This is a genomic window from candidate division TA06 bacterium B3_TA06 (assembly GCA_005223075.1).
Classification (GTDB): domain Bacteria; phylum Hydrothermota; class Tepidihabitantia; order B3-TA06; family B3-TA06; genus B3-TA06.
This window is the reverse complement of record NJBO01000038.1, coordinates 1-9,169: the sequence shown is the minus strand read 5'-3', so window position 1 is coordinate 9,169 and position 9,169 is coordinate 1. Positions and strand designations below refer to the sequence as shown.

Genomic DNA, 9,169 nt, shown 5'->3' with positions numbered 1-9,169 from the left:
CCGCCGGTTTTCCGGTAGGGGCGGCAAGACCCCTGATATTGATCAGTGGTTGACAATCGCTAATAATAGGTAATGACATCTCTAGGTCAGAGGTGAAGAGATAGATGGTAGACATTGGGATGAGAGGAACCCACGGAGCGATAAAGGTGAGGATCGGACACATCCCCAAGGAGAAGGACAAGCCCAACGACTTCGAGCTTTGGACTCTTCAGTTCAAGCAAGGCGACGGCGTTATCAACGTCACGTCGCGGGATAGGGTTCAGTTCGCGCTGTTGATCTCTGACATCATGGATGAAGCTCAGGAAAGAGGGTTGTTCGTCGATGAGTAGCACCAAGAGCATCTACGACGACCCCGCGTTCATGAAGATGGTCATGGATGAGTTCAAGGGAAGGTGGCCCACAGCCGCCCTGAGGCTCACCCAGCCGCTACACATTGATAACACAGCCGCGACCGCTCTCTGGTTGGGATTCAAGAAGGGCGTAGAGTTCGCCGTCACCGAGGGCCTAAAGGAGGGAGAGGGCTGATGGGGAAATGGACTACAATAAGCCTCCCCAAACGCCTGACCGGGGACATCAAGCAATTCGCGGAAGAGGTCGGATACTGGAACAGCGTAAGCGCATTCGTCAGAGAGGCCACCATCGAGAAACTAAACAGGGAGCGCGCGAGGCTGAGAGCCGCCGGCGAGGAGGAACCGGATCTTGAGAGCATTCAGGCGTATATCAAGCCCATCGTCGACGAGCTACATAAGAGGAGGACTGAGGGCTGAGATGGGTGTAAAGATTAAGAGCCTTCCCCAGATAGCGGGTGTTGAATGCCCCAAGGAAACCGGTGAGATGAAAAAAGGCGTATCCTGTAAGGAGTGTACTGAATACGTCAAATGCTCCTATGTTTTAATGACCGTCATGGAGGATCGACCTTGAGCTTCACCGAGAAGATCGACGCGCTCGACCTCATGATCACCATCCTCAAGGAACACGAGAAGGCCCTCGACGAGATCGCACACCGGTTAGAGAAGGCCCTCGACCGCGTGGAGGAACCCGACGACCGCGAGCTAATGAGGAGGTTCTACGAGTGACCGAGGAGGCTGAGGTCTGCTGAGTAAGCTGTGGGAGGCCGGAAGGAACGTGAGATGCCGATGTCGTAAGACAGGGTACGAATGGTTGGTCAGCCAATGGAGGGGGAGCAAGAGTCATCCAGGCTGCCCCATCCACAGGCGGAAGAACTGTGTCCAGATCATCGGTGTGCAAGTCGAGGAGGAGGCCCAAGCATGATGGGCGGTGATCCGATCCCCGGCCCTCACGACCTCCTCAGAGAGGTGTACGAGAAGTGTCCCGAGGCGTTCATGCGGTTCCTCAAAGAGCTATGCAGGGAGCTAGATAGGCTTTGAAGTTCACCGTCGAGTACAAGCGCACCGTCCGCGTACGACAGTACGAGACGCTCACGATAGGGTGGATGGAGGAGTTCGACAGAGACTTACAAGAGGTGAGTGCCGCATACGAGACGGTTCAAACCCTCGTTGACTACCTGATCGATAGGGAGCTAGGCCGACTCACCAAAAAGGAGGGGTGAAATGGCGACCGATCCCTCGCCTCTCGTACGTGGCCTCACTAAACCATGTCCGCGGTGTGGAACTCCCACGGTATGTGATCACGTACTTGTCAAAAGGGATTGGGACATCATCTTTTATTTTGAGTGTGGGGAGTGCGGTAAAAAATGGAAGCTCATAAACGAGTGGACGTTAAAGGTCGAGGAGTTACCGAAGGGAGGCCGACCACCACGGCCTTGATTAATTCTCACCAACTGAGAGTAACCCGGTATACATCATATACATGCAAATATAGTTATTACTCTCAAATGAGAATACTAACTATTCAGCGGAGCCTCTCCACCCGCACAAGACTCTCTCAACTGGTGAGAATTTCAGGGGAGGAGGTGATGACTTGATAGCACATAAAGAAGCGGTCGCTCTGTTCAATGCAATGGACGTACTCGCGAGACTCATCGAGAACTCAAAGGATCGAGAGGAGGCCGACGAGGTATTTGGTGCGATAGAGGACGAGACTTGTACAGACATCGCCGCGTTCATCTGGGACTATTTCGTTGAATGGGATTTGGTAGAATGGAAAGAGGACAAAGATCGGACTGGTTGACTGAGTTCGACGCGGACGAGATCCGCCGGATTCACGAATCAGGGGCCGCGAAGCGCGTCAAGCGCGAGTGGATCAAGAAGGGCTACGACCAACAGATGAGCCTCTACGGGGTCGTCACCGACGAGGCCCTCGACGAGGCCGGATACAAGCGCATCGAGATCCTATCCGACACACTTTACGACGACCGCATCGTGGCCCTGATCTTCGAGTTCTTCCAATACTTCAAACCTGAAAGCCCTTATACTATTTGGATCCACTCCACGGAGAGGGACGCGCTCAAACAGGTGGGGGCCTACAAGTAAAATGGACGAGGTAGAACCCGAGGCCGGATGGTTCAGGGTCACCGAGCCGCTCGACGGAGTGGTGAGCGCGAAGCAAGAGGCGGCGATCCGAGCCTACGCCGCGGAAGAGGGATTCGAGACTCTCCGCGGCTACCACATGCGCCTCAGAATGTTGGGATGGGATTATTACGATGTCCTCCGCGTCGTCTCGCCCTAGAGGATACCCTATCATCGGGTACACGACGCGCCGCCACCTGATCCTAGACCTAGACAACGCGAACCGATACGGAGCGAGGGCCATCACTAAAAAGATCATGTGGGAGTGGCCCAAAGTCGGCGACTGCATCATCCTCTCGAGTAGCACGAAACCCGACCGCATACGCCTCGTACACAACAAATGGGGAAGGCCCCTACTTTACCACGACCGCGAGAACTTCCACCTCGTATTCGACAACGGGATCGGCTACAATCTATCGTGCCGGATCTGCCATACCCTCGCGGGCCTCGGAATCCTTAACCCGGACTATGTGAAAATCCGCGAGTTCAGGGGCGACATGACGCTCAGGATCTCCCCGGCCTACCTGTACGACGAGATCAAGCCCATCCCCCAGATCGTCGAGTGGGTCTTTAACGACTACACGAACCGGCGCGACGGCTATATCCGGCATTATTTGAAGGTAAAAAAAGGAGTGGAGGCTCTATTCGCCCCCCTTCTTGAGACCGAAAACGTAGCCAATTATCGAACACACCGTCCCGACCGCGGTAGCCAAAACGGTTCCGTTGATCCCTAAGTGGAGGGCGTAAGACACCATCACCGTCACCGAAGCTAGGCCCACGACCACCACGATCATCTGATCCCTTGATTCCATTATCCCACTACGCCCCACTGTTTCCTCTTCGTATTTAACAATATATTGACCTCATCCTCAGTCAAGCCCCTCAGTATTAGCTCCGTCCGCACATAGTCCTCGTTGACCTCCTCGTACCTCCACGCGTTAAGTAGCTCAGTCTGAGACAGGGCGATCTTGCGTCCCCCGGCCTCGGTCGTCACCTTATCCAAGTTCATCAGGCCGATCAGAAGATCAACGTCCCCGACCTCGTAGTTACGTACGAGAAGCTCGCGCCTGAACACATCTTCGTCGAAGAGGTCGCGCGCGTACGACTTCTTGAGATCCCCCAAGCCTAACAACTTGGGCGCGGGAGCCTTCCGTCGCGCTTCCGTGGTTTTCTTCCGGGCCTCTGCTGTCTTGAGCATCCACTCACCGACCTCTTTTCGATAGCCTACGGCTGTGACCTCTTCGATAACCTCCTCGCCTGTGTAAGCTCCGTACACCGCGCCGGTCGCTAAGGCCCTTAGATAGTACGTCCTGAACCTTCGCTCCTGAAAGCGCACGATGAACTCGGTTATGGGGTCGATGTCCTCGGGGAGGTAGCCCTGTCGAGCGACGATCTCTTTAACCCTGTCCTCGTCTATCGCGCCTGTCTCGAACATATACCTCGCGAGGGTGATCGTCGGGTCGATGTGCTTCCGCGTGTCGAATATCTCCTTGAACCGGGGATCTAGGTCAACGAGGATCATCAGGTCGTCTACTCTCTTCTCGTCGATAATTCCTCGTCGCCATGCCGTTATGATGTCTCCAAGCGCGGGCGGTAGAAAGTGCGCGTCCCAGATCCGCGTGGCCCATTTCTCGTCGAATCCGTACCACTTCATGTACTTGAGGAACTCGTCCCTGTCTATGACCTCCTTAACTAACTGGTTGACAAGCTCGGAGTAGGCCGGTATCTGCTCAATGAGGTTATCCCAAACCACATCGTAGCGCGGATCGAGGTCAACGAGAACCTTCAGGGTCATAAGCTCATCCTCTGAGATAGCCCCGCGATGGTAGGCCGTGACGAGTTGCTCCCACGCGGGCGGCCTGAAGTGTGCGTCCCAGATGAACTGTGACCACTCGTGCCGGAACCCTAGCTTGAGCATCTCGGCCTTGAACCTGTCGAGGTCGATAACCTCCTTGACGACCATGTTGATCAGGTCGGAGTACGTCGGTATCATGTTCGGGTGTCGAGAAAACCATTCTTGCTCTGCGGGGATCAGCATCGCCTTCTCGATGGGAAGCATCGTCGCCCTTTCAATGAGGGCGTTCAGTCCGTACTTGGAGGCCACCATCGAGTCGAGATCCCGCATAAACTCAAACTGTCCAAGGCTACCGGCCTCGATCAGCGCGTGGATCGTAAAGTTCGCTATCGCCGCGGCTATGAGGCTCCCCCTCATCGTCTCAAGGGCCTCGACCGCCGCCTCTCCCGATAGCGGTGACTCCTCGTAAGTCTCGACATCGACGGCCTTCGTGTACTCAGCTAGTATCCCCGTTTCGAGGCCCTCGATACCCTTCTGCAAGTCCACCATCCATTGAGGCGTACCCGCGAGGATCTCCTCGACGGTGCTCACCGCGATAGCCGAACCCCGGTTACGCTGTCTCTCAAGTATGTCGCCCGCGGCCTCCTTTATCGCGTTGACCGCGGCCGCGGGGAGTCCGACGATGTTGTTCGCGACCTCTCCGATGGGAGCGAAAAAGGGGCTGACGAAGTTGACCACGGACTCGGTGAGTTCTCCGATGTACTCCAGAACCGGCTTGAGCCATGCCGCGTACCAAGGGAGCGCGGGGATCTCAAATTCGGGAGGCGGTAGAGGAGGCGGTGGAGGTGGAGGTATTATCGGTGGGGGTTCCTCGTCCACCTCGTCGAGTGGAGGAACAAACGGTGGTTCCTCCGGCGGTTCTTCAGGTGGTGGTGGAGGTGGTGGAGGCGGGGCCTCCCTCATCTTGTTGATCTCCTCCTTGATGGTCGCCAAATCCGCGAAGAATAGAGGGAGACAGGGCGATCCGTGCTTGTCGATGTCACGGTAGTAGTAGAGATCGCACCCGCGGTATCTTCCGACATACGTTTCTTCAGCCATCGATCACATCGCCTCGATGGAACACGACGCGTTTCTCTCGTACGCGTAGGGGCCTGTGTTGTTGGTGTAGAAGTGAATTATCTCACCGCCCTCGGGGAACTCGATATTACAGGGTACGACCCTGATGATCGCCTTCCCGATGAAATCAGCCACGGGACTCTCACGCCCGAAGATGTTCATTCCCGTGGGCGGCCCTGTCTCCGGCTGACTCCGAGTGCGGCCTGTGTACCATCCGTGTCTGATCCAGTTGTTCGCGTCGTCGGTGAAGATCATCTTAACCTTTGTGATCCTGAAAGGGTACATGATCTTTCCCGATACGAGGGTTCTCATCAATCCCGCGGCTATCGTTCCCCTGAAAGGTATCTCCGCGACGCGCCTCGGTTGAAACACCATCTTCGGGGCCTTGTACTCTCTCACCATCTCATGTACCCTCGTAGAGCATCAGTATCTCATCCATAAAACTGACTCCGTGCATATTCACGATGGCCACGAACTTACCATCGGGCGATATCGCGACCCTCATAATTGTAGCGGCGTTTGGATCGTCTAGGACCGTATCACGGCTGAAGATCATAACTCCATCGCGCCAAACCTCGAACTCTGTAAAAAGCGCGGTAGGAGTCCCGATGATGTATTTACCCGTCGCGCTCACCGCGGGAAGCTCATACCTCTGGAAGTAAGTATAGTTCGCGGTGTTCGTCTCCACGCCCAAGAATGTCCTTACGTACGAGTCGAGGAGAGGGAAATCCGTTGCGTAGACCGTTCCCTCGTTATCAACTAAAACTCCACTCAGCGTCACAAGCGCGCCATAGTTCCGAGTCCATACCAGTGCCCACGCGGTGTACTCGCCTTCGAGACTCCGCGTGGAGAACAGTGGTACGTCCTCGCTAGGTGGCCTCTCCATGACTTTACACCACTATCTCAGGTCAGCTCTAGCGTCTCGCGGACGCACCAGCATTGAAGTCTCTGATTTGTCCCCAGAACGTCGGTAATCCTGACTTCAACCTTGCAGTCTTGCCCTCTCTTGCCCGGAAAACCCGCGGCATTTCTGAAGGTTGTGGTCATGGACAGCCCCGCGGTGCCTCCGGCACTTGCAAGATGGTTGCGAAAGACAAAGTAGGCAGTCGCGTCGTCCAAGCTTATGCTAGCGAAATACACGTTTCCGTCTATCGTCCACCTTACTTCGCAGGTTTTAGCGGCGTTCTCTTCGTTATCCTGCTCAAGAACACACCATAATAGCCGAACATCGTATGCATGAAACACCTCATACCATGTATTCTGAACCGGTGGAGCCTCATCCACTACATCGCTATCGTGATCCTGATAGTGGTACTTTTGACCGCTTGCTCTAGGCAACTCTCACGGCCTCCTCACTCTGGCCTCCGCGCCTCCTGCGGAAGGACACCCTCGACGTAGATGAGGATAGATCCCGCCTCAGTGGAGTAACGGTAAAACATTTGATGGATGTTGGTCATAAACTCGTACCACGTATTCGCGAGAAGGGTCTGAAAGACATTATTAGAATTATTGAAAATGACGCGGGTGTTCGTCGTGCAGAAGATCAAGGTGGACTTAGCCACGAACCGCTTGAACTGATCCCCGTCACCGGGGATGTTATTCTCTCCCACCACGTACGGTTGATACACGACTGTCGTGGTATCTGAATGGTGGTCGTGATAGGGCCAGTCTCGGTGAGCGAGAGACACCATCCCAATGAAGGTGATAACCCCTCTCTTCATTCGTCCGACTATATAATCTAGTACGCTCATGTTTTATCCAAATAAAAAAAAGGGGAGGTACGTTATATAAAGGGTTTCTAGGTGTCACCTGACCTTGGCGGCGGGGACGTAGTTCGCCTGAATGTAGTATATGGCCTCGTCCGCGGCGTAGTGGAGCTTCAACTTGGCGGTCGATGCGTCGGATAGCGGGGCCTTCCACTTCAGATCCTTATTGTAGAAGAAATCCATGACCGCGAAATGTCTGATCCAATGCTCCAAGTCCTCGGGGAGTCCTGTCGCATCCGGTACTAGAGTCGTGTGGAAGTGGTTCTCGATGCCCGCCATGCCTGTTATCTCGTCCATCATCTCGCCGTGGAGGATGCACCAAGGCACGCTCTGATACCCGAACACGAAGTCGTCGATCTCAAGTCCGGCTCGATCCACTGTGTAGCCCCATGTCGCGTCCGCGGGGACGGTGGGACAGTGGAGCAGGAGCTTGAGAAGATCCCAATTTCGCTGAAGGAATACGTCCTTGTCACCCGTGCCTTGCCCGTCGAGGCTGACCTCCTCCTGTTTGATGAACCCTGTCGGGGTTGCTCCCGGTAGGATCACCTCTGTTATGTCGATCAGGAGGTCGTCGAACGCGGCGTCGGCGATGGCCACTGTCAGGCTGAGAGTCTTGCGATTGGACGTGGAGGCGGGTAGGGCCATCTTCTCGTTGATGTAGGGCGCGCCGAAGAGTATCGGGAAGGAACATCCCATGATGTCGTCGATAGCCTGTCCGTTCCCTAGTATCATGGGGCGGCTCTGCTTGAGTAGCGCGTTCATCAGCATGGCCTTTACCCCGGAGGCGTAGTGTACCACGTTGAACCCGCCGAACCAAACATCTATGCCTTCGATCAGGCCCAGAAGGTCGTCGATACACTGACCAACAGCCACCAAGTCGCCCTTGATGGTCAACCAGACCGCCGCGAGCACGTCGTCGGTAAGCTCCCAACTGTACGTCCCGGCGGCCGCGGGTTCGTATGCGTCCTCGACCCGCTTCTTGAGGAACTTCGTCTTATAGACCGTCGATCCTCACCTCTAGGCTGTAAGCTCGGCTTTCTTGTTCACCATCGCCATGACCACCGCGCCCGCGCGGTTGATCAGGTTCTGCATGGGGTCGGCTGTCTTAGGGAGGAGTTCGACTGTTAGAAGGGCCTCGCGGTAGGGCCTGAATCCGGCCACTTGCTTTCCACTAGCGGCCTTCATCCTCGCGCCGATGATGTTGCGGCCCTTGTCAACTGTGTTCTTCCTCCATGCCTCATCGGACACCTTCTCGATCCCCGAGGCTCTCCGCTTGAGTATCTCGTCCTTCCGCATCTGCTCCTCGTACAGGTCTTGACCTTCGAGGGCCTCGGCTTGCCACGTCGCGCCCTTGACTCCGGCCTCGAATCGCGCCGGTACAAGTGCTGTGCTGTCCTCGTAGTTCTTCTTGATCTCAGATTCCGGTTTGACTTTTACCAAACCTTGTAGTCTCCTTTTTGTCCGATCTAATCGGGGCGACTGAATCCCTTATATATTTTAAGCCTCAAACGGTACTCAGACGACGAGGAGGACGACGAAGAGGAGGAGGACGGCCCTCCCTATGAGCCATTTCAACGCGAACCTGAAGGATCTACTTTACGAGTACAAAGAGGCCCACGGAGTTCACCGCCTGATCGTCATGTCGAAGCTTCGCACGTACGTAGCCGATCAGGATCTACTCACGACCATCGACGAGATCAAGACCATCACCGAGAAAAAGGATCTCGACATCCTCATCGGCGTGGGTATGCGCGGTGCGCTCTGGTACGCCGTGATAGCGCGTAGCGCGTTCCTCGAAGGGGTGGTATGAGAACAGATGATGATCGTGAATTATATTTCATACCTATTGAAGCGTAAAGACGGGAAAACACACGAGGAGATCAAAGAGGAAGTGGATGGGGCTTTAAGAGCTTGTAGAGAACGCTACAAGAGATACCTGAAAGGAGATATAGACGCTTAGTAGGGATGGGGGGTTTTGCGCATTTTAACGGAAAGCTTGCGAC

17 protein-coding genes are annotated in these 9,169 nt (G+C 55.1%); 10 read left to right on the top strand and 7 right to left on the bottom strand.

Going from position 1 to position 9,169, the window contains the following annotated elements; all coding sequences use genetic code 11:
* Window positions 1-104: 104 nt before the first annotated feature.
* From CEE36_11395 to CEE36_11355, 9 genes are all read left to right on the top strand, one after another.
* Complete coding sequence (locus CEE36_11395) at window positions 105-329, top strand: hypothetical protein (GenBank protein TKJ36884.1); 225 nt, start codon at window positions 105-107, stop codon at window positions 327-329.
* Complete coding sequence (locus CEE36_11390; GenBank protein TKJ36883.1) at window positions 322-525, top strand: hypothetical protein; 204 nt, start codon at window positions 322-324, stop codon at window positions 523-525. The genes CEE36_11395 and CEE36_11390 overlap by 8 nt, the downstream gene beginning before the upstream one ends.
* Window positions 525-767: a hypothetical protein gene (locus CEE36_11385; GenBank protein TKJ36882.1), complete on the top strand. Its 243-nt coding sequence runs from the start codon at window positions 525-527 to the stop codon at window positions 765-767. The genes CEE36_11390 and CEE36_11385 overlap by 1 nt, the downstream gene beginning before the upstream one ends.
* A gap of 617 nt (window positions 768-1,384) precedes the next feature.
* Window positions 1,385-1,570: a hypothetical protein gene (locus CEE36_11380; GenBank protein TKJ36881.1), complete on the top strand. Its 186-nt coding sequence runs from the start codon at window positions 1,385-1,387 to the stop codon at window positions 1,568-1,570.
* Between the two features lies 1 nt (window position 1,571).
* A complete protein-coding gene (locus tag CEE36_11375) occupies window positions 1,572-1,787 on the top strand; it encodes a hypothetical protein (protein TKJ36880.1) in 216 nt (71 codons plus the stop codon).
* A gap of 154 nt (window positions 1,788-1,941) precedes the next feature.
* Window positions 1,942-2,151 (top strand): hypothetical protein, encoded by a 210-nt coding sequence (locus CEE36_11370; GenBank protein ID TKJ36879.1) that lies wholly within the window; start codon window positions 1,942-1,944, stop codon window positions 2,149-2,151.
* Window positions 2,148-2,453 carry a hypothetical protein gene (locus tag CEE36_11365; protein ID TKJ36878.1) on the top strand — a complete coding sequence of 102 codons (306 nt, stop codon included), beginning with the start codon at window positions 2,148-2,150 and terminating at the stop codon, window positions 2,451-2,453. The genes CEE36_11370 and CEE36_11365 overlap by 4 nt, the downstream gene beginning before the upstream one ends.
* 1 nt (window position 2,454) lies before the next feature.
* Complete coding sequence (locus CEE36_11360; protein TKJ36877.1) at window positions 2,455-2,649, top strand: hypothetical protein; 195 nt, start codon at window positions 2,455-2,457, stop codon at window positions 2,647-2,649.
* Window positions 2,624-3,223: a hypothetical protein gene (locus CEE36_11355; protein TKJ36876.1), complete on the top strand. Its 600-nt coding sequence runs from the start codon at window positions 2,624-2,626 to the stop codon at window positions 3,221-3,223. Before CEE36_11360 ends, CEE36_11355 begins: the two co-directional genes overlap by 26 nt.
* Before the next feature lie 77 nt (window positions 3,224-3,300).
* Here the strand turns inward: CEE36_11355 and CEE36_11350 are convergent, their stop codons facing one another.
* The 7 genes from CEE36_11350 to CEE36_11320 all read right to left on the bottom strand — a co-directional run bounded on the left by CEE36_11350 (window position 3,301) and on the right by CEE36_11320 (window position 8,606).
* The gene (locus tag CEE36_11350; GenBank protein ID TKJ36875.1) at window positions 3,301-5,382 is read right to left on the bottom strand and encodes a hypothetical protein; all 2,082 of its coding nucleotides are present in this window, start codon (window positions 5,380-5,382) and stop codon (window positions 3,301-3,303) included.
* A 3-nt stretch (window positions 5,383-5,385) separates the two neighbouring features.
* Entirely contained in the window at window positions 5,386-5,802 is a 417-nt protein-coding gene (locus tag CEE36_11345; protein TKJ36874.1) for a hypothetical protein, read from the bottom strand.
* Between the two features lies 1 nt (window position 5,803).
* Window positions 5,804-6,286, bottom strand: a complete 483-nt coding sequence (locus tag CEE36_11340; GenBank protein TKJ36873.1) for a hypothetical protein — start codon at window positions 6,284-6,286, stop codon at window positions 5,804-5,806.
* Window positions 6,287-6,303: 17 nt separating this feature from the next.
* Window positions 6,304-6,738, bottom strand: a complete 435-nt coding sequence (locus CEE36_11335) for a hypothetical protein (protein TKJ36872.1) — start codon at window positions 6,736-6,738, stop codon at window positions 6,304-6,306.
* Between the two features lie 14 nt (window positions 6,739-6,752).
* Window positions 6,753-7,151: a hypothetical protein gene (locus tag CEE36_11330; protein ID TKJ36871.1), complete on the bottom strand. Its 399-nt coding sequence runs from the start codon at window positions 7,149-7,151 to the stop codon at window positions 6,753-6,755.
* A 54-nt stretch (window positions 7,152-7,205) separates the two neighbouring features.
* Window positions 7,206-8,078: a hypothetical protein gene (locus CEE36_11325; GenBank protein TKJ36870.1), complete on the bottom strand. Its 873-nt coding sequence runs from the start codon at window positions 8,076-8,078 to the stop codon at window positions 7,206-7,208.
* A 105-nt stretch (window positions 8,079-8,183) separates the two neighbouring features.
* On the bottom strand, window positions 8,184-8,606 hold the full coding sequence (locus CEE36_11320; GenBank protein TKJ36869.1) for a hypothetical protein: 423 nt from the start codon (window positions 8,604-8,606) through the stop codon (window positions 8,184-8,186).
* A 121-nt stretch (window positions 8,607-8,727) separates the two neighbouring features.
* Here CEE36_11320 and CEE36_11315 point away from each other — a divergent pair, with 121 nt between their 5' ends.
* Window positions 8,728-8,976 (top strand): hypothetical protein, encoded by a 249-nt coding sequence (locus CEE36_11315; protein ID TKJ36868.1) that lies wholly within the window; start codon window positions 8,728-8,730, stop codon window positions 8,974-8,976.
* The last annotated feature ends 193 nt before the right edge of the window (window positions 8,977-9,169 follow it).